Source organism: Flavobacterium sp. 40-81 (assembly GCF_001898245.1).
GTDB classification, from domain to species: Bacteria; Bacteroidota; Bacteroidia; order Flavobacteriales; family Flavobacteriaceae; genus Flavobacterium; species Flavobacterium inviolabile.
The window spans coordinates 286,064-307,880 of sequence record NZ_MKTM01000031.1 but is presented as its reverse complement, the minus strand read 5'-3'; the positions used below and the strand labels follow the sequence as shown (position 1 = coordinate 307,880).

At 40.1% G+C, this 21,817-nt stretch carries 21 protein-coding genes; 7 read left to right on the top strand and 14 right to left on the bottom strand.

Going from position 1 to position 21,817, the window contains the following annotated elements; all coding sequences use genetic code 11:
* Positions 1-3: 3 nt before the first annotated feature.
* The 4 genes from BGO42_RS12775 to hemA are packed head-to-tail and all read right to left on the bottom strand — an operon-like array spanning position 4 to position 3,361.
* Positions 4-519 carry a GNAT family N-acetyltransferase gene (locus tag BGO42_RS12775; RefSeq protein WP_177730676.1) on the bottom strand — a complete coding sequence of 172 codons (516 nt, stop codon included), beginning with the start codon at positions 517-519 and terminating at the stop codon, positions 4-6.
* A gap of 4 nt (positions 520-523) precedes the next feature.
* Positions 524-1,192, bottom strand: a complete 669-nt coding sequence (locus BGO42_RS12770; RefSeq protein ID WP_273244229.1) for a uroporphyrinogen-III synthase — start codon at positions 1,190-1,192, stop codon at positions 524-526.
* Entirely contained in the window at positions 1,192-2,109 is a 918-nt protein-coding gene (gene hemC / locus BGO42_RS12765) for a hydroxymethylbilane synthase (RefSeq protein WP_273244231.1), read from the bottom strand. Before hemC ends, BGO42_RS12770 begins: the two co-directional genes overlap by 1 nt.
* The gene (hemA, locus tag BGO42_RS12760) at positions 2,102-3,361 is read right to left on the bottom strand and encodes a glutamyl-tRNA reductase (RefSeq protein ID WP_177730670.1); all 1,260 of its coding nucleotides are present in this window, start codon (positions 3,359-3,361) and stop codon (positions 2,102-2,104) included. Before hemA ends, hemC begins: the two co-directional genes overlap by 8 nt.
* A 229-nt stretch (positions 3,362-3,590) precedes the next feature.
* Here hemA and BGO42_RS12755 point away from each other — a divergent pair, with 229 nt between their 5' ends.
* The 5 genes from BGO42_RS12755 (at position 3,591) to BGO42_RS12735 (ending at position 8,413) form a co-directional block, all read left to right on the top strand.
* Positions 3,591-4,463: an AraC family transcriptional regulator gene (locus BGO42_RS12755; RefSeq protein WP_177730669.1), complete on the top strand. Its 873-nt coding sequence runs from the start codon at positions 3,591-3,593 to the stop codon at positions 4,461-4,463.
* 93 nt (positions 4,464-4,556) lie between these two features.
* Positions 4,557-5,573, top strand: coding sequence for a ferrochelatase (gene hemH, locus BGO42_RS12750; protein ID WP_177730667.1), 1,017 nt, complete (start codon positions 4,557-4,559; stop codon positions 5,571-5,573).
* Between the two features lie 10 nt (positions 5,574-5,583).
* Entirely contained in the window at positions 5,584-6,141 is a 558-nt protein-coding gene (locus tag BGO42_RS12745) for a CopD family protein (RefSeq protein ID WP_273244235.1), read from the top strand.
* The gene (locus tag BGO42_RS12740) at positions 6,142-7,617 is read left to right on the top strand and encodes an ATP-binding protein (RefSeq protein WP_394353033.1); all 1,476 of its coding nucleotides are present in this window, start codon (positions 6,142-6,144) and stop codon (positions 7,615-7,617) included.
* 13 nt (positions 7,618-7,630) lie between these two features.
* The gene (locus tag BGO42_RS12735) at positions 7,631-8,413 is read left to right on the top strand and encodes an enoyl-CoA hydratase/isomerase family protein (RefSeq protein ID WP_273244237.1); all 783 of its coding nucleotides are present in this window, start codon (positions 7,631-7,633) and stop codon (positions 8,411-8,413) included.
* Between the two features lie 52 nt (positions 8,414-8,465).
* On the opposite strand, the gene BGO42_RS12730 is transcribed toward BGO42_RS12735, so the two are convergent.
* The 3 genes from BGO42_RS12730 to yiaA form a co-directional block, all read right to left on the bottom strand.
* Positions 8,466-9,023 carry a GDYXXLXY domain-containing protein gene (locus tag BGO42_RS12730; protein WP_177730660.1) on the bottom strand — a complete coding sequence of 186 codons (558 nt, stop codon included), beginning with the start codon at positions 9,021-9,023 and terminating at the stop codon, positions 8,466-8,468.
* A 6-nt stretch (positions 9,024-9,029) separates the two neighbouring features.
* Positions 9,030-10,295, bottom strand: coding sequence for a DUF2157 domain-containing protein (locus BGO42_RS12725; protein WP_273244239.1), 1,266 nt, complete (start codon positions 10,293-10,295; stop codon positions 9,030-9,032).
* A gap of 73 nt (positions 10,296-10,368) precedes the next feature.
* Positions 10,369-10,836, bottom strand: a complete 468-nt coding sequence (gene yiaA, locus BGO42_RS12720) for an inner membrane protein YiaA (protein WP_177730656.1) — start codon at positions 10,834-10,836, stop codon at positions 10,369-10,371.
* A 102-nt stretch (positions 10,837-10,938) separates the two neighbouring features.
* Here yiaA and BGO42_RS12715 point away from each other — a divergent pair, with 102 nt between their 5' ends.
* Entirely contained in the window at positions 10,939-12,450 is a 1,512-nt protein-coding gene (locus BGO42_RS12715) for a hypothetical protein (RefSeq protein WP_273244241.1), read from the top strand.
* A gap of 1 nt (position 12,451) precedes the next feature.
* On the opposite strand, the gene BGO42_RS12710 is transcribed toward BGO42_RS12715, so the two are convergent.
* The 7 genes from BGO42_RS12710 to BGO42_RS12680 form a co-directional block, all read right to left on the bottom strand.
* Complete coding sequence (locus BGO42_RS12710; RefSeq protein WP_273244243.1) at positions 12,452-13,096, bottom strand: HD domain-containing protein; 645 nt, start codon at positions 13,094-13,096, stop codon at positions 12,452-12,454.
* Between the two features lie 52 nt (positions 13,097-13,148).
* Positions 13,149-14,138, bottom strand: a complete 990-nt coding sequence (locus tag BGO42_RS12705; protein WP_177730651.1) for an acyl-ACP desaturase — start codon at positions 14,136-14,138, stop codon at positions 13,149-13,151.
* A gap of 4 nt (positions 14,139-14,142) precedes the next feature.
* The gene (locus tag BGO42_RS12700) at positions 14,143-14,877 is read right to left on the bottom strand and encodes a lysophospholipid acyltransferase family protein (RefSeq protein ID WP_177730649.1); all 735 of its coding nucleotides are present in this window, start codon (positions 14,875-14,877) and stop codon (positions 14,143-14,145) included.
* A gap of 84 nt (positions 14,878-14,961) precedes the next feature.
* Positions 14,962-15,372: a BrxA/BrxB family bacilliredoxin gene (locus tag BGO42_RS12695; protein WP_177730647.1), complete on the bottom strand. Its 411-nt coding sequence runs from the start codon at positions 15,370-15,372 to the stop codon at positions 14,962-14,964.
* Positions 15,373-15,594: 222 nt separating this feature from the next.
* Complete coding sequence (locus BGO42_RS12690; protein ID WP_273244247.1) at positions 15,595-17,970, bottom strand: TonB-dependent receptor; 2,376 nt, start codon at positions 17,968-17,970, stop codon at positions 15,595-15,597.
* 360 nt (positions 17,971-18,330) lie between these two features.
* Complete coding sequence (locus tag BGO42_RS12685; RefSeq protein WP_273244249.1) at positions 18,331-18,801, bottom strand: thioredoxin family protein; 471 nt, start codon at positions 18,799-18,801, stop codon at positions 18,331-18,333.
* Positions 18,801-21,059 (bottom strand): TonB-dependent receptor, encoded by a 2,259-nt coding sequence (locus tag BGO42_RS12680; protein WP_273244251.1) that lies wholly within the window; start codon positions 21,057-21,059, stop codon positions 18,801-18,803. Before BGO42_RS12680 ends, BGO42_RS12685 begins: the two co-directional genes overlap by 1 nt.
* 100 nt (positions 21,060-21,159) lie before the next feature.
* On the opposite strand from BGO42_RS12680, the gene BGO42_RS12675 reads away from it, so the two are divergent.
* Complete coding sequence (locus BGO42_RS12675) at positions 21,160-21,816, top strand: metal-dependent transcriptional regulator (RefSeq protein ID WP_177730640.1); 657 nt, start codon at positions 21,160-21,162, stop codon at positions 21,814-21,816.
* The last annotated feature ends 1 nt before the right edge of the window (position 21,817 follow it).

The window sequence follows — 21,817 nt, the reverse complement described above, 5'->3', positions numbered from 1 at the left end:
GTTTTATTTTTTTAATCTGAATATATTGACAATTTTGTCGTTGTAAATATTGGTGTCTTCCCATTCCATGCCAATAGCGGTAGCCACTTGTTCGGAAAGCATGTCGGAAGGACTTATTAACGCAATCAGGGAACCGGCTTTAAGGGTTTTGAAAGCATATTCCTTACATTTTAGTGCGGCTTCTTCGGCATATCCTTTATGCTGAAATTTGGGCAATAAGGAAAAAGCCAGCGCAATTTCTGTACTATTATTATAATCGAGAACCAATAAACCACATTGTCCTACAAATGCCTTGGTTTTCTTATCGGTTAAAACATGCATACCGCCCGATTTATTGTCATAACGGGAAAACTGTTCTTCAAACCACTGTTTGCAGGCTTCTTCCGGTGATAAAGCGGCATTCCAAAGCTCGCTGCTTTCCGGATCTTTGTAAAAAGCCAGCCAGGTATCAAAATCGGAAGGATTCAGTTTCCGAAAAAGCAAGCGTTCCGTTTCCAGATTTTCTAACAGATAGTCCATGGCGTTATTGCTTATAATGATTAATACATTGAATTATGGTGTTTTCAATTGTGGGCTGATTGGCAATGACAATGTTTTTGGTAATAGTATCAAGTGCTTCTGCAGTAGTGGTACCAATGCAAAAGCAGGTTTCGGCAGTAATGGTATGGTCCTTTAAATAGCTTTCCACACCGGACGGACTGAAAAAAAGGATTCCGTCTGCTTTACTGTTTATTTTATTAGGAGTCAGTATCGTGTTGTAAACATTAACTTCTTTTAGCGGAATATTGGCTTCTTTTAAGGCATCCGGTAAAGTGTCTTTACGCAGGTTACCGCTAAAAAAGGAATAACTGCCTTTGGGATAAACTAGGGTAATGATCTCCGCCAGATCGGAAGCATATCCGGTATAGGCAATTACTTTAAAACCGTTTTCTTCCAATAATGCTTTGGTTTTCAAACCAACGCAAAAAACATCTTTCTGTTTTAGCTCAGCTACCTCAGGATGTTGTAACACACTGTGAACTGCATTCTGACTGGTGAAAATCAGGTATTCCTGAAGCTGGTTCAGATCAAAAGCAATGGTTTCTGTTTTGATGAAATCGGATTCCACAACCGTGAAACCGGCATTCAGTAAAAATTGCTTCTGATTGGGAAGTAGTTTTTTGGTGGAAAGTATACGTGTCGTATCCGGCATTATTGCTGTAATGTTTTTTTAATGGCAGCCATTAATTCGTTACCGCCATTGTTAAGTATTTCCTGAGCACTGTTTTTCCCAAGATCGTGGTATTCTTTTACAGGAACAGTCGTTTTAATGTCCCGTTTCTCTTTTCCGTCAAGGGAAAATAAAACCCCTTCAAAAGAAATGATATCGTTGGCTATCGTTGCCAATGCGCCGATAGGTGCGGTACAGCCGCCTTCCAGTTCCCGTAGAAACTGGCGTTCAATATGGGTACAGATTTCTGTTTCGCTATGATTTAATTTGGCTACGGCTTCTTTGCAGAAAGCATCGTTTTCCATCGCCACAACCACCATGGCGCCTTGTGCAGGTGCAGGAACCATCCAGTCTAAATCGATATAGGTTTCGGGTTTTAAATTGATGCGCTCCAGTCCGGCAGCGGCAAAAACAGCTCCGTTCCAATTGTTGTCCTGGAGTTTTTGCATCCGGGTGTTCACGTTGCCGCGTAAATCGACAACTTCGTGTGACGGGTATTTGTGTAGCCATTGCGCTTTTCGGCGAAGGCTTCCGGTTGCAATGGTTCCGGTACCGTTAAGGAAATCCTGATTTCCTTTGTGTACCAATATATCTAAAGTGTTTGCTCTTTCTAAAACAGCCGCCTGTACAATGCCCTGAGGCAAAGCTGTCGGCACGTCTTTCATGGAGTGAACGGCAATGTCCACTTCCCCTTTAATCATGGCAATGTCCAGTGTTTTGGTGAAAATACCGGTAATGCCCAATTCATATAAAGGTTTGTCAAGAATAATATCGCCGGTCGATTTTACTGCGATGATTGCGGTTGCATATCCTAAATCGTTTAGTCTTTTTTCAACGGTGTGAGCCTGCCATAAAGCGAGTTCGCTGTCACGCGTTCCAATGCGTATTGTTTTATTCATCTTTTGCAGTTTCTATCTGAAAAATTTTCTCAATCCACTCGATACTTTCATCAACCATGGTATTGTTGTCTTTCAGGTGATTGGCAAAATGAGTAGTTATTTTTTGAATGATGCGGGTACTGATGATCTCAGCCTGCTCTTCATCAAAATTGTTTATTTTTTTACGTTGAAAATTCAGTTCACTTTCTTTAATCGTGTTGAGTTTTTCTTTTAACGCATGAATAGTTGGTGCAAATTTCCGGGCTTTTGTCCAGCTGATGTATTCTTCTTTGATCTCTTCAATAATCGCTTCGGCAGCCGGGATGTGTTTTTTTCTGTTTTCCAGTGTTTCATCCGTCATTTGCGAAAGATGATCCATGTGAACCAGACTGATGCCTTCCAGCTCTTTTACATTTTCATTTACATTTTTAGGAATGGACAAATCTAAAATCAGCAAAGGCTTTTTAAGATTCAGGATTGCTTTGTCAATGGTTGGATTCTGAGCACCTGTGGCAACGACCAAAACATCGGCTTTTTGAATTTCAAGCTGCAAATCGGCATAATCCTTTACAATCAGGTTAAACTTGCCGGCAATTCTCTCTGCTTTATCTTTGGTCCGGTTAATCAGCGTAATGTGATCGTTTTTAGTGTGCTTTACTAAATTCTCACAAGTGTTGCGGCCTATTTTCCCGGTTCCGAACAATAAGATATTCTTGTTGCTGATCTCGGGAACATTGTTCATAATATATTGTACCGCTGCAAAAGAAACGGAAGTAGCACCGGAACTGATCTCGGTTTCGTTTTTAATACGCTTGCTGGCCTGAATAACGGCATTTACCAAACGCTCTAAAAAATTATTAACCAGGTTCTGTGCTTTGGAATCAATAAAAGAATTTTTAATCTGACTGATAATTTCGAAGTCACCTAAAATCTGGCTGTCCAATCCGGTTCCTACGCGAAACATGTGGTTGATCGCCTCGCTGTTTTTGTAAACATAAGCTACTTTTTGAAAATCTTCAATAGTACCCTGACTGTTTTCACAAAGTAACTTTATTAACTGGAAAGGATGCTGGGCAAAACCGTAAATTTCAGTTCTGTTACAGGTAGAAGTAACGATTAAGGTTTCCAGACCTTCGTTTTTTGCTTGTATCAATAAGTCGTTTTTTGCCTGAGTGTCAAGGCTAAACTTTCCTCTTATCTCGGCATCCGCTTTCTTGTAACTCAATCCAACTGCATAAAATGTTGGATGCTTCGATATCGTATTATTTCCCATTCTTTACACTTTAATCTAAAGTTAAACAAAAGTATTACTATCTATACTATAAAAATAACGCTCAAAGGACTTTTTGTATCGCTCCAAGATATTTTAAACTAAAATATGTTTGTCAACATAAATTCTTTTAAATTTGCACTGAAATCAACACCTTACAATTTATTTATTTGGAATTATTCTAAATAAACAAAATAAAAGGCTTTGAAGATACTTACGAAAAAATACCGCTATGGGTTCTCAAGAAGAAATAAAAATTGAAGAAGATTTTTTTTTAATTCGTTTTCAGAATGATACGAATGACGTCGTTAAATTCGAACGTCATGTAGGTATGGGGCTTATTCAGTTTCATTTTGGATTGAAAGGAAAAGCAAAGTTTTTGTTTAATCAGGGAAACTATGCGCTGGATCTGGTAGAAGAAAAATCCTTACTGTTGTACAATCCCCAAAAAGAACTGCCGTTACATTTAACGATTGAACCCCATTCCTGGGTGGTTTCGGTGCTGATTTCCATTAAAAAATTTCATGCCTTGTTTTCTTCCGAAGCCGAATATATCCCGTTTCTGAGTGATGAAAACAGGGATAAAAAATATTATAAGGAAGAAAATATCAGCCCTTCGATGGCTATCGTATTGAATCAGGTTTTCAATTACAACTTAAACGCTTCCATTAAAAACCTGTATTATAAAGGAAAAGGATATGAACTGTTAAGCTTGTTTTTTAACCGCAGTGAAGACCCGGATGCCGAACAATGCCCGTTTTTAATAGACGAAGAAAATGTCTTAAAAATCCGGAAAGCAAAAGATATCGTACTTGCTAATATGGCAGAACCACCCGGATTGCAGGAACTGGCCGATCAGGTGGGATTAAACCTGAAAAAGCTAAAAATGGGATTCAAGCAGATTTATGGCGATTCGGTATACAGTTTTCTGTTCGACTATAAAATGGAATATGCCCGGAAACTGCTGGACAGCGGTTCCTATAATGTAAATGAAGTAGGCTTAAAAATCGGCTACAGCACAGCAAGCCATTTTATTGCTGCTTTTAAAAAGAAATTCGGTACCACACCAAAAAAATATCTGATGTCTATTAATATAAACTCTTAAAGAGTATCTATTTTAGCTATTGAAGTATTCAAAAAAGAAATTAATATCAACCTGGAAACAAAAAGCAAGTAAATAAATTTGCAAAAAAAATTTATGAAAGGAGTATTGTTAGTAAACTTAGGTTCGCCCGAAAGTCCTGAACCAAAAGATGTAAAGCCATATTTGGATGAGTTCTTAATGGATAAATATGTTATTGATGTCCCCTTTTTATTAAGAGCCTTACTGGTGAGAGGGATTATTTTAAGAAAACGCCCGGAGCGTTCTGCCGAAGCCTATAAAAAAATATGGTGGGAAGAAGGATCTCCTTTAGTGGTAATTTCCAAAAGAGCCCATAAAAAAGTACAGGATAAAGTAGCTGTTCCGGTTGCTTTGGCAATGCGATACGGCAATCCGTCGATCCTGAAAGGATTACAGGAGCTGGCAGACAAAGGGGTTACGGAAGTCATGCTGTTCCCGCTTTATCCGCAGCATGCCATGGCTTCGACCACTACAATTCTGGTCCTGGCGGAAGAACTGCGTCAGAAACATTTCCCGCAAATGACGTTTACCATAGTTCCGGCATTTTACAATAAAAAAGACTATATCCAGAACTTGGCCGATTCGATAAAGAAACATCTGGAAGGATTTGAATACGATCATTTGTTATTCTCCTATCACGGTATTCCGGAGCGCCATGTCCGTAAAACAGATGTAACCAAATCACACTGTAAAATAGACGGATCCTGCTGCAATACGCCATCACCGGCACATGAATTCTGTTACCGTCACCAGTGTTATGAAACCACGCGTCAGGTAGTGGAACTTTTAAACCTGCCGAAAGAAAAATACAGCCAGACATTTCAGTCCCGTCTTGCAGGGGACAAATGGCTGGAGCCATATACCGATGTTGAAATCAACAAAATGCCGGAAAAAGGCATAAAAAACCTGGCAGTAGTTACGCCGGCATTCGTTTCCGACTGTCTGGAAACATTGGAAGAAATCGCCATGGAAGCCAACCACCAGTTTAAAGAACACGGCGGGGAAAACTTCTTAGCCATCCCGTGCCTGAATGACGATGATAACTGGATTGAAACGATGAGTAACTGGATTAAAGACTGGTCTAAAAACTAATACCTTCTAAATGGAAGAATATTATAATTATATAAAATCCCTGCATCTCATCTTTGTTATAACATGGTTTGCAGGGCTTTTTTATATCGTCCGACTGTTTGTTTATCATGCGGAAGCAAAAGACAAACCTTCGCCGGAAAAAGAAATCCTGATCAAGCAATACCAGCTGATGTCCTACCGGTTGTGGTATATCATTACCTGGCCGTCGGCAATTTTAGCCAGTATCTTTGCCTTCTGGATGCTGTTTTTCACCACCCTGGGCAATGCATGGCTCAAAATGCCCTGGATGCATGTAAAACTGGGATTTGTTTTCCTGCTTTACCTGTATCATTTAAAATGCCATCAGATTTTTAAGCAATTACAGCAAAATGAAATCCGGCACACCTCCGCTTTTTTCAGAATATGGAACGAAGGAGCCACGATTATTCTTTTTGCAGTGGTTTTTTTAGTAATTTTAAAAGATGCCCTGAATTGGATTTACGGCGTAATCGGAATTTTCTTATTTTCGATTCTGCTAATGTTAGGTTACAGGCTTTACAAACGAATCCGGGAAAGAAACCAGTCATAGATGTTTAAAGATTTTAAAATAACCCAATTATCGTTACAGGTCAGGATTTTTTTCTCCATGATTTTCCTTACGCTGATTGCGTCTGTTTTGATCGCTACGGTTTCCATTTACCAGTTCCGTAAAGAAGCCCGTATTTACCATCAGGACCGTCTGGAACGAAAAGAAGATGCCATTACGCAGCACATCAATTATATTCTTTCCACCACGACCTATCCGCTAACCACGGAAAATTTACCGCTAATCTTTAAAGACAAGATCCAGGAATTGGCCAATATCCATGCGCTGGAAATCAATATCCATGATTTGAAAGGAAACCTGCTGATTTCTTCCAAAGGGAATTTTTCAATTGACAGCCTGGCAAGACCCATTTCGCCGATTATCTTAAAAATTATACAGTCGTCTGCAAGCAAACGATTTGTCGACTTGCGCCAGATAGACGGACAGCGCTACCGCTCGTCCTATAGCTATTTAAAAGATACCAAATTCAAGCCGCTCGGGATCTTGAACCTTCCGTATGCCGAAGAAACCAGCTTTTATGAAAATGAAGTAAAAAACTTCCTGATCCGTTTCGGGCAGGTTTACTTTTTTATGTTGCTCACGTCTATCATGCTGGCTTATTTCCTGTCCAGTTATATTACCAAATCACTACAGGCCATCAGTGAACGAATCTACGATACCCGCTTTAATAAAAAGAACGAGAAGATTCCGCTGGAAGCCTCCAGCAGCAAAGAGATCAATTCCCTGATTATCGCCTATAACGGAATGGTGGACAAACTGGAAGAAAGTGCCGAGAAGTTGGCGCAAAGCGAAAGAGAACAGGCCTGGCGGGAAATGGCAAAACAGGTGGCGCATGAAATCAAAAATCCGCTAACGCCGATGCGTTTGACCGTACAGAGCTTTCAGCGAAAATTTGATCCGAACGACCCGAATGTAAAACAAAAAGTAGAAGACTATTCCAAGACCCTGATTCAGCAGATTGATACGATGAGTTCGGTAGCCTCTGCTTTTTCCAATTTTGCATCAATGCCGGCACAGCAAAACGAAACGATAAACCTGGTTGCGATCGTACAGCTGGCTTTGGAAATCTTTAATGAATACTATATCTATTTTGAAGCGGATGAAGCGGAGATCATCACAAAAATAGACCGGACACAACTGATCCGGATCATCACCAACCTGGTTAAGAATGCCATTCAGGCAATACCGGAAAATGAGCCGGAACCTAAAATTGAAGTAAAAGTTTACAGGGAAAACAACAATGCTAAAATTATTGTTAAAGACAATGGGGTGGGGATCAGTATGGAAAATAAAAATCGTATTTTCGAACCGAAATTTACCACCAAAACCAGCGGCATGGGATTGGGATTGGGAATCATTAAAAATATTGTAGAAAATTATCACGGCACCATTACGTTTCAGAGCGAGAAAGGAAATGGAACAACATTTTTGGTGACGTTGCCTATAATCAACACATAAACATTACAACATCATGAACTACGAAAACATTTTAATTGAAAAAGAAAATGGGATAGCGGTTATTACCATTAACCGTCCTACCAAACTGAATGCCCTTAACAAAGCTACAATTGAAGAGCTGCACAAAGCTTTCAGAACAGAAAACGACGACAAATCGGTAAAAGTGATTATCATTACAGGAAGCGGGGAAAAAGCATTTGTAGCCGGAGCGGATATTTCAGAGTTTGCAAACTTTTCAATTAAAGAAGGAGGAAGACTGGCAGCGCAGGGACAGGAAATGCTTTTCGATTTTGTTCAGAATTTAGAGACTCCGGTTATTGCAGCCGTTAACGGATTTGCTTTAGGCGGCGGATTGGAACTGGCTATGGCCGCACATTTCAGAGTAGCTTCAGAGAATGCCAAAATGGGATTGCCGGAAGTTTCCTTAGGAGTAATTCCGGGTTATGGCGGAACACAGCGTTTGCCGCAATTAATCGGAAAAGGACGTGCAATGGAAATGATCATGACTGCCGGAATGATTGATGCACAAACAGCATTAAACTACGGATTGGTAAACCATGTGGTAGCGCAGGAAGAATTACTGGATTTTGTAAAAGGAATTGCCGGTAAGATCACCAAAAATTCGAGTGTTGCTATCGGAAAAGCGATCCAGTCTGTTAATGCCAATTATGAAGAAGGCGTAAACGGGTATCATACGGAGATCCGTTCTTTCGGAGAATGTTTCGGAACAGAAGATTTTAAAGAAGGAACAACAGCATTTCTTGAAAAAAGAAAAGCCGTATTTCCGGGAAAATAAAAAGTAAATACCAGAAAGCAAAAGTCCTTATCCAAATCGATAAGGACTTTTTTTATTTTTTAGAGACATAATCTTTTATCGGAATATCTTTAATGATCACATCCGATAAAACCGCCTGGCCGTCTTTTATATGTACCAGTGCATAAGTGGGATAGGTAATCGTGTCGTTTTGCTGTTCCCGGTAAGCGACTTCCGCATCATAGGCCTTGCCTTCTTCCATATAATAGGTATTGAACGGTAAATTAAAATAAACCTTTCCTCCAAAGGCATAGTTCACTTTGGCAACCACAAAGTCGTCTTTGGTATCGTTCCGTTTTACTTTGGAAACGCTTTTAATGGCCGCAAATCCCTTTTGATCCCGGGTCAGATACAGGTATATTTTATCGGAACCTTCCCAGATACTGTCCGTCGAAGGAAATGAATTCAGATTGTAATTCAGGGAAATGTACTTGCCGACAAAAGGATTGTTAGGGTCAACGGGAGCCGTTTTGAATTTGTAGACCGTTCCGTTTTTAAGGATTTCCTGATTCTTAAAAATCATAGACGCCGGGACAATGATTTGTACCAAAGCCACCAGACCAAAAAGCAGTAATAAATGTTTGGTTTTCATAAGAGCCTATTTTTTGGTTTTCTGTAATAAGAGATAATTTGCCGAGAAAAAACCGGCACCTACGAGTATAAACAGCAGGCCTCTGATAATAAAAGACATATTGGTGTCGAAGAAACGGCAGATAATCAGCGTGGTAATAATTAATAAACCGTAATTCAGGATGGTGAAATTGAAACGGGTTGCCCCGATTTTTACCATATAGGCGCCCATTAGCAGCACTAAAAGATTGGTCAGCACAATTCCTGCAATTGAGTGGGCCAGTCCTAAAAGGAAAATGCCGCTAAAAACCAGGAAAATAAGCTGGAATCCGTTAACCTCTTTATAAGATTTTTGTTGTTTTACGGTTAGCCAGAGTACGCCGGCAGCGGCACATTGCAGCATTACTAACAGTCCGAAATCCTTATAGTTAAAATCTTTTTCAAAATAATAATTTGTCCAAAACCATTTCGAACTCAAAACGATAGCCAGTATAGTCGTTCCGATGGTTCCGATCAGCAGGTAGCCGTTTTTAATAAGGCTGTGCGCTTTGAGAAAGGACAGTTTGCCGGTATTGTAAAACAAACCGAATAAAGTCATGTACATTAAGAAGCCCAGCTGGGAAGAACTGCTGAAAAAAGTTCCCAGTGTTATGGTAAAACTGAATGGCAGGAGCCAATGAAATACAGCGGTGATATTTCCTCCGGCATGCTCTTTACACAGCTGATAATAATGCGGAAGGAACAAAAGGATAAAAACCAGATAAAACCACGGATAAGATCCGTCACTATAGCCGGCCACCGCGCCGTAGTAGGTGGTGAAAACCAGATGCAGCAAGGCTAAAGCATTGGATTTTAAAAGATAAATCAGCGGCAGGCAAAGCAATGTCCAGGTGAAGAGATAGTTGCCCAAATCCCCGGGAATATGATAGATCTGGCTAATCAGTGCGATGGCGGTGCCAACCGAAAAGAAAAGAAAGGTTCCGGTTATTTCTTTCCAGACAGCACTTTTCTTTTGCAGGATCGCATAGCCGGTAAAAAACTGGCTGATCAGCAATGGCAAAAAGGCTAGGAATACTTTGACGCCTTTGGGAAAATTATCCCAGTTGTGCGCAAAAATAAGGATGATGCCTAAGCCAACCAGAATAGCGCCCAGAACGCCAAAAATGGTCAAAAGGCTATTGGTTTTAGTATCCGGTCTGGATTGATAATAGTGTTCAATGGCTTGGGCGGTTTCGGGAGTGATAACCTGTTCCCGCACTAATTTCGGAAGCTCTTTCAGGATTTTGGAACTCATAACAGCTTGGATTTACTACTAAAATACGTTTTTAATCGGAATGTTATTGCTTTACAGGCCGGAATGAATACCATTAGTTTTCGCTTTCGGCTAATTTTAAATCACGGGTATTTTTCTGAACCGTAATTGCTGCGAACAAACTCAGTACAAATGCCATTCCAAAAAAGCCTTTTTCGCTTAATAGTAAATCGGCATTCCACAAGCCGATGATTAAGAGTGTGATGGAAGCGATCATCGAAAACCAGCTGATGCCATAATAAATTTCGGTAACCGGGATGCCTTCCATTTTATCGCGGACACTTTTCTGAACGGAGATAACCGAGAACAAACCGAAAAGCAGTATCGTAAAATAATATCCTTTTTCGTTCAATTGCATTGTAGCGTTAAAAAGTCCGATGCAGAATGAAACAATACCGGTCAATAAAACGATCCACGAAGCGCCAACGAACGCATTACTGGGTTTTTGCAGCGAAGGTTTCGTTTCCTTGTTGTGTTGTTTTGTTGCGGTTTCTACTGTTGCTGATGTTTTGAAATTTTCCATAATTATTTTGTTTTTGATAAGGCAAAATTCAGGCAAAAAAGAAAATGTAAAAAATCAATATTTATAAAAAACTGACGATATAAATTCTATTTAATATCTTTAGTGTCTAAAAAAAGTAAAGCGATGAATGCGGTTTCCGGAATTATAAATATTCTTTCGAATACTGAAAAGGAAGAATTTATTGGCTATCTGAAAAAGAAAAACAAACGGCATGATACTAAAAATATACAGCTTTTCAGTTTGTTAAAAACTGACGATATAAAAAAGGAAATAGTTGCAAAAGAAAACAAACAGGCGTTGTATGCACTGCGCAAACGGCTGTATCAGAACCTGATTGAATTTATTGGCAACAAGCGTTTTGAAAGCGATACTTCAGAAGAAAGGGTTATTGTAAGGCTTATTATTGTTTGCCGGGTGTTTTTTGAACACAAACAATATAAGGCGGCTTTTAAGACCTTGCGGATAGCAGAAGAAAAAGCGTTGCAGCTGGAGCGTTTTAACCTGTTGAACGAGATCTATCATACACATATTGAATATGCCCATCTGAATGAAAAAATAACCTTTCCGGAACTGACGGAAAAATACCGGATCAACCAGCAAAAGTTTTTGCAGGAAGAACAGCTCAATCTGGGATATGCCTTGCTGCGTCATGAGTTGGCTAAAATCAGGGAAGGAGCAGCGGGCTTCGATTTTCAGCAAACGATTTTAAAAACCATTGAGCAGTACAATATTTCACTCAAAGAAATACTGACGTTTAAATCGCTCTACCAGATTTTGTTCATTGCTAATGAATATGCGGCATTGCATAACAATTACCATCAGATTGAACGTTTTGTCGACAAGAGTTATCGTTTTATTTTAACCAAAAAGGAACTGGCAGACAAGCATCTTTTTTACCACATTCACATCCTGTATTTTATGGCAAATGTGCTTTTCAGGAATAAAAAGTTTGAAGCATCCAAAGCCTATCTCGACAGAATGGAAACAGAAATGGGTAAGCAGGACAAGGCATACTACCAGCGATTTTACCTTCGGTTAATGCTGCTGCGGTGTCTTAATGAGAACTATTCCGGAAAAGCGGCTGTGGCCATACCGCTGGCAGAACAGGTGTTAAAGGAAACCCGGCATGCGGAAGTTTCGGAAATACTTGATCTGGAGTTAAGCCTGACGGTGTTTTATTTTCAGCAGCACGATTTAAAAAAAGTACAGCAGCTGTTAAAAGGATTCGGGCATACGGATGCCTGGTATGAGAAAAAACAGGGTGTGGAATGGGCCATTAAAAAGAACCTGATCGAGATCCTGCTTCATATCGAACTGAAAAATATTGATTATGTGTTCTCCCGGTTGAGCAGTTTTAAAAGACGGTATAAAAAATACCTGACGGATGTAAAAGAAGAGCGCGTCCTGATTTTTCTGTCGTTAGTAGAAAAATACCTGAACGCGCCCGAATATTTTGTTTCAGCAGCATTTAAAAAGCTGGTGGAGGAATCGTTTCAATGGAAGACCTACCAGGAAGAAGACCTTTTTGTTATGAGCTTCTACGCCTGGCTAAAGGCTAAGATTGAAAAAAGGAACATTTATGACGTTACGTTACAATTGGTCCAAACGGTTTAGCTTATTTTTCACCATCCCATTCCGCATAAAACTGGGAAAGGAAATTTTCCATATAATGATGACGTTCTGCGGCAATTTTCTTTCCGGTTTCGGTATTCATACGGTCTTTTAAAAGCAACAGTTTTTCATAAAAATGATTAATTGTAGGCGCTTCGGTCTTTTTGTATTCTTCTTTAGACATGTTGAGGTTCACCGGAATATTCGGATTGTGAAGGGCTCTGTTTTTAAAGCCGCCGTAGTTAAAAGCACGGGCAATACCAATAGCACCAATAGCATCCAGTCTGTCGGCATCCTGAACGATATCCAGTTCTCTGGAATGGAATTTCTTTTCGAAATTACCGCCTTTAAAAGAAATATTCTCAATGATCCCGATCACATGCTGTATGATGTCTTCCGGGGCATTTTCGCCTTCCAGGAAAGCTCTGGCTACTTTAGGGCCTACCGTTTCATCGCCATTGTGGAACTTGCTGTCGGCTACATCATGCAGTAAAGCACCCAGTTTAACAACGGTAAGGTCGCAGGTTTCGCCCTGTGCGATCAGTAAGGCATTTTTATATACCCGCTCGATATGAAACCAGTCGTGTCCGCCTTCGGCATCTTCCAGTTGTTTTTTTACAAAAAGAATAGTATTGTCAATTAAACTCATAAAGGAATAAAAGTTAAAAATCCTTTCGGTGAGGAAAGGATTTTAGATTACATTATTTTATTAAAGCCGGCTGAACCCATTTGAATACATGAGATTCCGGTGATACCACCATTCGCTCTGCTATTCGGGTCATTCTTCCCGGTAATTTTGTCAGATAATCACGGGCTTTTTCAGCCTCATCGGTCAAGCCGGTAATTTTTTCCAGTTCCCATTTGTCAATCAGTTTCTGCAGGATATCAACATAATCCATAGCGGTATAAACACCGATACGTTGTGCCGATTCGGAGAATTGCTCGAAAGCAGTTCCGATACGCTCGCCCGATTCACGGATCAAATGCGCCGGCATGGTGATTTTTTGTTTCATCATGTATTGGAATGCCAGCATCATTTCGCTTGGATCAACCTTGAAAATACGGTTTACGAATTCACTGTAGGCATGGTGGTGACGCATTTCGTCTCCGGCAATCATTTTACAGATTTTCGATAATTTATGATCTCCGAATTTTTTAGCAATCTGCGCTACGCGATTGTGGGAAACATAGGTCGCCAATTCCTGAAAACTGGTAAAAACAAAGTTCTTATAAGGATCTCTGTCGGTTCCCGGATCAAAACCGTCTGTTATTAAATGCTGCGTGGTAATTTCTACTTCGCGCATGTTAACACGGCCGGATAAATACAGGTATTTGTTTAATAAGTCACCGTGGCGGTTCTCTTCTCCTGTCCAGTGGCGCAACCATTTTGACCATCCGTTGTCCGGATGCTGTGAAACGCCTTCCACATCCATTAACCACGATTCATAAGTGGGTAACGCTTCTTCGGTAATTGTATCGCCTACTAAAACTACCCAGAAATCATACGGTAATTCTTTTGCGATTTCTCTCAACTCTTTTACTTCTTCGAAGAAATTCTCTTCTTCCGAATTGGGCAGCATATCCGAAGGCTGCCATATCTTTTCAATCGGAATCAGATATTGCTCGACGAAATGATCGATGTTTTTTTCCAGAAATTGCATCACTTCCAGACGCACATTTTTTATTGACATAATCTTAATTTTTTATTCCCTGAACCACTGCATTTTCTGTCTTTTCCATTATCTCTTGGAAGGAATGGTCTTTCACGGCTATGGGTTCGTGAATGGTGAATTTTAATTTATTTCCTAATCCCATTGGAAAGGCTCCGAACCGGACCATTTTCCAGGAGTTGTTTATCGATATCGGAACAATATATGCCGATGGGGCATATTTGCATAGAATTTTTAATCCGTTTTCCGAGAACCGTTTCGGCACACCGGTTTTGCTTCTGGTTCCTTCCGGAAAAATAACCGCAGCGCGCTGGTGTTTTTGTATATAATCTGCCAGGCTTTTAATAGTCGGCAGGGCTTGTTTCGGGTCTTTTCTATCTATTAAAACGGAACCGCCGTGTCTTAAATTGTATGAAACACTGGGAATTCCTTTTCCTAATTCTTTTTTACTCACAAATTTGGGATGCGAACGGCGAAGATACCATATAATTCCTACGATATCATACATACTTTGGTGGTTGGCAACAAAAATAACCGGAACATTGGCCGGAATACGCTCTTTATGCTCAAACGTATAGGTGGTTCCCAGCAGATTTGTACACTTGACCAATAAAAAATTCAAATAATCCACACTCTTTTTATGTGCCTGATAACCAAAAAGATTAAGACAGATCCACTGTATAGGGTGGAAAATCACTAAGCACAATCCAAAAAACAGATAGTAAATAACGGATAATGGATATGAAATAATTTTTTGCATTACTGGAGTTATTTCGGGCAAAGATAATTCAATAAATAAAAAAACCACGCTTTAACGTGGTTTCTATTATTTTGTCTAACAAAATTAACAGTATTCGTTATAAGCGTCTTTCAGGTTTTCTGCGATTAATTCCGCAGGACGACCTTCAATATGATGGCGCTCTAACATGTGAACCAATTCTCCGTTTTTAAACAAAGCCATACTTGGCGATGATGGCGGGAATGGGAACATGTGCTGACGTGCAGCATCAACAGCATCTTTATCAACACCTGCAAAAACCGTGATTAACTGATCTGGTTTTTTACCGTTGTCAAGGCTCATTTTTGCTCCCGGACGTGCATTTCTTGCCGCACAACCGCAAACCGAATTTACAACCACTAAAGTTGTTCCTTCTTTTGATAAAGCATTATCAACAGCTTCTGCACTATATAATTCCTGAAAACCAACGTCGGATAATTCGGCACGCATTGGTTTTACCATTTCTTCTGGATACATAACAATTTATTTGATAGTTAGACCACAAAGTTACAAAGTTTTACTATTTTTTAAATCGTTGGAATCATAAAGATTTGTTATTGTATAATAACGGTTTTCTTTTCTTCGCTGTAAACGGTCTGGTTTTTCGCAACCGGCACAGTGTGTGCAAGGAAGAAAGGTACTGGAATAAAATAAAGAAGGTCTTCATAAATGAAAACCTTCTTCTTGACGTATTGCATTTTAAAAACGATAGGTAAGCATACCTGAAAAGTTTCTTGGATCGGTTTGGTTAATGAATGAGGTTCGGTAAGCATTATAACCAATTTCATTAAAGACATTGTTGATGAACAAACGAACACCCCAATGCTGGTCGAATTTGTAGGCTGCCTGGATGTTTACATTCATATACGAATCAATGTCAAACGGTTTCTGGTTCGGAACAATTCCTTCGTGGGTTACAGCTCCGGCAGACCAGTCGTTCATAGGTCTTTTTCCGGTATAATAAGCTCCGGCACCTAAAGAGAATCCTTTTAAAGCACCTGTGAAAGTATAATTTGCCCAGGCATTAAAAGTGTGTTTCGGCGTGTTTAACGGCGAAGAATTATAAACATAAGCCGTGTGTTCTTTGTATTTGGCATCAATATACGAGTAACCGGTAATGACTTCCAGATTTTCTAAAATTCTACCGGAAAGTTCTACCTCAATACCTTTACGTTCGTCATTTCCGCCTTTTTGATAGTAGCCTGTAGCTACCCAGTTCTCGTCATAAACCGGAAGGTTCATGTCTTTATTGTTGATTTTAAATAAAGTCAGGTTAAAACGCAAACGGTCGTTAATCCAGGTTGTTTTAAACCCGGTTTCGAACTGATCCCATCTTTCATTTCCTAATTCTTCTCCGCTTTGGCTTAATAAAGCGGCACTTCTCGGATTGGAACTATTCGTGTAGGACGCAAACAGGTTAATGTTGCTCATCGGCGTGAAGATAACACCTGCCAATGGATTCCAGGCATCGTTTCGCTGTGTTCCCACAGTATTCGATTTGGTAATTTCAACGCTGCTGTAACGCAATCCTACAAAAGTTTTTAACCATTTGTTCCAGGTAATCATGTCCTGAACCAATAAACCTAACGCTCTTGATTTAGTGTTTTCCGAACTTCCGAAAGCCAACGGGCTGTTTGGAGTAGGGTATATATTCGGGATGTTTCCGAAAACATTTATCGTATCGATAACAACCGATTTGGAGTTTGTTGTTTCAGTATTGTTGCTGGAATAATCCATACCCGCCTGAAACGTGTGTTTTAGAAAACCGGTTTGGATGTCCTGACCAACAAGGTCTAACTGTAACACATCGTTTATGTCTTTTCGGGTGTTATTGCTTATCGAACGTTTGCGCTCGTTAAAGCTGGATGACAGTTGCGACAGGCTGGCTCCGGTATCGTCTATATCCAGATCCGATTTGAAATAAGCAGCACGAAGCGAGAATTTATCGTTTAATTTTCGGTCCACACGAATAGTGTAGGTAGCATTTTTAGTGGCAACACGGTCGGATTTGAATCCCAGGAATTTATCGTGCGGCAGGTCATAAATGGCATTGATGTCATTACCGGCAAGATTTACTGTTCCCAAATCGGGTGTTCTGCTGTCGTCCAGGTAATCCATCTCTACCGTAACCGTTGTTTTATCATTGGCTTTCCATTGCAGGGAAGGATTGAAGTACAAACGCTCATTAGAGATCATGCTTCTGTAGCTGTCGCTTCTTTCGTAGGCACCGTTTACACGGAACGCAATTTTTTCGTTATCGTCAATCGGACCATACACGTCAAACGTCGGACGGAATAATCCCCAGCTTCCGCCACGAAGGGCTACTTCACCGCCGGATTGAAATTTCGGGGTTTTGGTAACAATATTGATCACACCGCCCGGGCTTCCCAAATCGGTTGCAACACCCTGAGTGATAGCTGCTGTTCCTTTTAATACCTGAATATTGTCAATACCAATGGCATCCGTTAAGATCCCGACACCTCTGAAATCGGAATTAACACGTACTCCGTTTTTCAAAATCGGAATACCGCGGAATCCACGGGAAGACATACTTTCTCTTTTGTTTCCATAAGTAGCAAAGGTGTAAACACCCGGAACGTTTTTAGTTGCGTCCGAAATGGTTAGATTTCCCTGCTGCTCGATTAATTTTGAGGAAATAATTGAAATACTCTGTATCTGCTCACTTGGTTTTAACGGTAATCGCGTTAAAGCCTGTAGTTTTTCCGGCTGTTTGTTTCTTTTTCCGAATACTTCCACTTCATCCAGCAACTGTTCGTTTACTTTTAGTTTAAAGTTGACAATGGTATTCGGTTTGTCGATTGTTACCACAAGCAGTTCTGCTTTGTAGGTCATGCTGCTCACTTTAAGGTTGTATTTTCCATACGGTAAATCGGAAAAAACATAATTACCGGAAGCATCGGTAGTTGTGGTCAGATTATTTTCGATTAAAATAACACTGGCATGGGTAACCAGATTGTTGTTTTCGTCGGTGACTGTTCCTTTTAAGGATCCGTTTTGGGCTAATGTGGTAAGGCTGAAAAAGATACTTAGGAGTAGAAAAGATATAGACTTCATATTTGTATTATTTAGACTTAATAAAAACAATACAAATTTAAAGGTTCCAAAGCGGATAAAAAAAGATATCCGTTTAATATTTTTTTTATTTATAAAACATTGTAATATAGTGTTTTGTGTTTTTGTTGGGCGCTTTTTTTGAATGAATTTTCCGATGTTAAGAAGATGGGTTTTTGGCAATATTTTAACGTATATTTTTACTGTATCGGGATAATTGTAAAGGATAACAACTGTTACTAAAAAAAAGGGTCGTAAAAGTTAATGAAAATTTAATTTCAGTTATTTTGAAGATGAAGAATAATTTTATCTGACATTTTGTGAAAAAACGTCAGATCGGGGCGTTCCGACCGTTTTGGAAAATTATTTTTTAAGGCTTTTTTCGAGAATGGTTTTCAGCTCTTTAGCCTTTAAGAATTGATTGTGCTGAAACAGGATCCGGTAATCGGTATCGAGCAAACAAACGGCAGGAAAGGAAAGCTGTTTTTCCATATTCCCTAATTCGTAGGCTAATTCATGATGCCCGGTATTGTTTCCGGTGGGTTTGAAATGATAGACCTGATGGTAGAAGGAAATATCGGTTTTGCTTTCGGCATCAAAGGGTATATAGTAAAAGGACTCGTTTAGCAAGGCGATGATCTCCGGATTCTGAAACGTTGTTTTTTCCATCATTTTGCAGTATTTGCACCATGATGTATGGATAAAAACAAAATACGGTTTCGGATTTTGTTTCGCCAAACTTTCGGCTTCCTCAAAAGTATGCGTTTTCAATTGGGCAAAACCAGAAGGAATCACCCAAAAGAGAACGCATATATAGTAGAACTTTTTGCTCATTATTTTAAAGTATAGCGCACTCCTAAGAACCCTCTGATACCCTGATTCGGTCCGTAAACATAGCTCGGATCAAAAGTCAGGGCATAAGGATTGTCTGCTGTAGGGATAACGTTGCCGCTGTTGTCATATTGTACATTCTGGTCGAAAGGATCGTTTGCCCGGGCAATGATAAACGGATTTCCTTTGTTCGGAGTCCAGTTCAGCAGGTTTTTTACCCCGCCGTAAATTTCAAAGTTTTTGATTTTGTTATAGGTCAGCTGGATGTTTTGAATACTCCAGGTCGGGGAAAACTCACTGCGGGGATCCAGTGGTCCCAATACAGGAAGACGCATCGGTCCGTAGAGGTTTCCGGTATAGTCAATGTCAAGATGTAATTTATTGATGCGGTAGGAAATAGCCCAGGTTCCGGAAAAACGCTCCGTCAGCATCTGGCGTGTAGTCACGCCGTTTTCGGTTTTGTTGACATCCATATAGGTTGCACCCAAAATCACTTTTAAACCATTGTTAAAAACCATATCAATGTTGGTACTGATCCCTTTTGTAATGGCATGGCCGTCTAAGTTTTTATAAATAATCTGGTTCGGATTAGTGTCATAATCCGGGATAATCGAATTGGTAAAATAAGTATACCAGGCACTGGCTTCCAGGCCGATGAAATTGCCGTTTTCGGTATATATTTTCTTCAGATAGTTCAGGTTGACATTATAAGAACGTTCCGGTTTCAGCTCTTCCTGAACGATTACTTCGCGGGAACCGGTTAATGCGGCGTGTTCTTCTGTAAACAGGTTAACGATTCTAAATCCGGTTCCGGCATTTAACCGGATAATATCCGTGTCGGAAGCTTTCCATTTATAAGCAAAGCGGGGCGTGAATATGGAACCGTGATTGCTGTTGTAATCATAACGCGCTCCCAGTAAAAGGCTGTGTTTGGAAGCCAGTCGGATTTCGTCCTGAACAAAAAGACTCGGGATCCAGGTTTCATCGGCTGTTTTTGTCGCCGGCGTATTGTCGTTGTAATACTGATAGCGTATGGCCGTACCAAACAACAAATCATGGCTGCCGGCTTTTTTATCCCAGGTTAATTGCCCGAAACCGATGCGCTGCTGGGCCAGGTAAGGGATGTTTCCATATACGGAATTCTGGTCGTGATCGGTATAGGAGAAATTAAACAGCATCTTTTCGCTGACCGGCAATTCGTAAGCTCCTAATAATTCCCAGCGTTTGGTGTAGATGCTCTCGCCGTATACTTCACTGCCGCCACGGTATTTTTTCTCCCATTGCATTTCTCCTCCCCAGCGGTCTTCATAAAAATAACGTCCGGCAACGGAAAATAATTTATTGCTTTTCCGGTTAAAGTTCCATTTCTGAAAAACGGAAATCCTGTCCTGCAGGGTAACATCGGTAAAATTATCATGATTGTTGTCAATCGGATTGCTGTAATTGAAATAGTTGATCCCGGTTAAAAGGGAAGCGGTTTTTCCGATATTCGCTTTAAAACCCAGATCGGCATTTACTTCACCCCAACTGGTTCCGAAAGCATCCGCAGATACAACCGGGGCATTTGTAGGGCTTTTGGTAATAATATTGATCAGTCCGCCAACGGCTTCACTGCCGTAAAGAGAAGAAGCAGGGCCTTTAACCACTTCTACGCGTTCCAGTAAAGAATTCGGAATTCCGGACAAGCCGTACACGGTCGACAAACCGCTCACGATAGGCATACCGTCAATTAAAACCAGCGTGTAAGGACCTTCCAGTCCGTTGATGTGAATATCACCGGTATTGCAGACATTGCAATTTAACTGCGGACGAACGCCGTTTACGTTTTGCAGTGCCTCAAAAATATTGGAAGTGGGATTCTTTTTAAAAAAAGTAGGCTTGTACACTTCAACGGGAACAGGGCTTTCGATTCTGTTCACCGCCTTCAGTGTACCGGTGACCACAACTTCATCCAATGAATTGTTTTCTTTCAGATCAAAATTCAGTATAACGGTTGTGGTGTCACTAATCGTAATATTTTTTCGTTGTGCCTTAAATCCGGTAAAAGAAACCTGGATCTCATAATTCCCGCGGGCTACTTTTTCGAGCGTGTAATTCCCGTCTGCATCTGCCGATGCACCCTTTTTTAATTTGTCAATAACAACATTGGCATATTGTAACGGTATTCCGTCGGAAGTTACTTTCCCTTTAATTACGGTTTGAGCAGCAGCGAAATAACCGGAAAGTAAGCAAATGGCGAGCAATGGGATTAGATTTTTCACAATTTTATTTTAGATTATGTTTAAATTAATTTTTAGGCAAAGCTAAAAATATTTTTTGAATCAAAAAAAATTGTATTTTTGAATTCGTAAAATTTAACAAATGACGCATTCAGAAGAAAACTATCTAAAAGTAATCTATCACTTGTCTGTTGTATCGCCAAGAGGAGTAAATACAAATGCTATTGCCGGAATGATTGAAAGTAAAGCTTCATCGGTAACAGACATGGTAAAGAAACTGGCAGAGAAAGATTTGATCCTTTATCAGAAATACCAAGGGGTTACGCTGACAGAAAAAGGTGCTTTGGCGGCAAAAATGATTGTGCGCAAGCATCGTTTATGGGAAGTTTTCTTAGTGGAAAAGCTTGATTTTTCCTGGGATGAGGTTCATGATGTGGCAGAAGAACTGGAACATATCAAATCGGAAAAGCTGATTAATAAACTGGATGCCTATCTGGGATTTCCAACGGAAGATCCGCATGGCGACCCGATTCCGAATGCGAAAGGAGAAATTAAAAAAATAGACAAACAATTATTGTCCGATCTGGAAGTGCAGCAAAAAGGAATTTGTGTGGGTGTTAAGGATTCATCGGCCAATTTTTTGCAATACCTGGACAAACAGCAAATCGCGTTAGGATCAAAAATTGAAGTGCTCAGTAAAGAAACGTTCGATATGTCGCTGACGATAAAAGTGGAAGGAAAAGAAATGATTATCTCCAATAAGATTGCCAATAATCTTTTTGTAAAAATAGAGCATTAAT

Bases quoted from the DNA above. Each gene is read 5' to 3' on its own strand.
- BGO42_RS12755 (WP_177730669.1), top strand. From the start codon at position 3,591: ATGGGTTCTCAAGAAGAAATAAAAATTGAAGAAGATTTTTTTTTAATT.
- BGO42_RS12725 (WP_273244239.1), bottom strand. From the start codon at position 10,295: ATGAGTTCCAAAATCCTGAAAGAGCTTCCGAAATTAGTGCGGGAACAG.
- BGO42_RS12700 (WP_177730649.1), bottom strand. From the start codon at position 14,877: ATGCAAAAAATTATTTCATATCCATTATCCGTTATTTACTATCTGTTT.
- BGO42_RS12685 (WP_273244249.1), bottom strand. From the start codon at position 18,801: ATGAGCAAAAAGTTCTACTATATATGCGTTCTCTTTTGGGTGATTCCT.
- BGO42_RS12740 (WP_394353033.1), top strand. From the start codon at position 6,142: ATGTTTAAAGATTTTAAAATAACCCAATTATCGTTACAGGTCAGGATT.
- BGO42_RS12710 (WP_273244243.1), bottom strand. From the start codon at position 13,096: ATGAGTTTAATTGACAATACTATTCTTTTTGTAAAAAAACAACTGGAA.
- BGO42_RS12730 (WP_177730660.1), bottom strand. From the start codon at position 9,023: ATGAAAACCAAACATTTATTACTGCTTTTTGGTCTGGTGGCTTTGGTA.
- BGO42_RS12735 (WP_273244237.1), top strand. From the start codon at position 7,631: ATGAACTACGAAAACATTTTAATTGAAAAAGAAAATGGGATAGCGGTT.
- BGO42_RS12775 (WP_177730676.1), bottom strand. From the start codon at position 519: ATGGACTATCTGTTAGAAAATCTGGAAACGGAACGCTTGCTTTTTCGG.
- yiaA (WP_177730656.1), bottom strand. From the start codon at position 10,836: ATGGAAAATTTCAAAACATCAGCAACAGTAGAAACCGCAACAAAACAA.
- BGO42_RS12745 (WP_273244235.1), top strand. From the start codon at position 5,584: ATGGAAGAATATTATAATTATATAAAATCCCTGCATCTCATCTTTGTT.
- BGO42_RS12705 (WP_177730651.1), bottom strand. From the start codon at position 14,138: ATGTCAATAAAAAATGTGCGTCTGGAAGTGATGCAATTTCTGGAAAAA.
- BGO42_RS12695 (WP_177730647.1), bottom strand. From the start codon at position 15,372: ATGTATCCAGAAGAAATGGTAAAACCAATGCGTGCCGAATTATCCGAC.
- BGO42_RS12690 (WP_273244247.1), bottom strand. From the start codon at position 17,970: ATGAAGTCTATATCTTTTCTACTCCTAAGTATCTTTTTCAGCCTTACC.
- BGO42_RS12770 (WP_273244229.1), bottom strand. From the start codon at position 1,192: ATGCCGGATACGACACGTATACTTTCCACCAAAAAACTACTTCCCAAT.
- hemA (WP_177730670.1), bottom strand. From the start codon at position 3,361: ATGGGAAATAATACGATATCGAAGCATCCAACATTTTATGCAGTTGGA.
- hemH (WP_177730667.1), top strand. From the start codon at position 4,557: ATGAAAGGAGTATTGTTAGTAAACTTAGGTTCGCCCGAAAGTCCTGAA.
- BGO42_RS12675 (WP_177730640.1), top strand. From the start codon at position 21,160: ATGACGCATTCAGAAGAAAACTATCTAAAAGTAATCTATCACTTGTCT.
- hemC (WP_273244231.1), bottom strand. From the start codon at position 2,109: ATGAATAAAACAATACGCATTGGAACGCGTGACAGCGAACTCGCTTTA.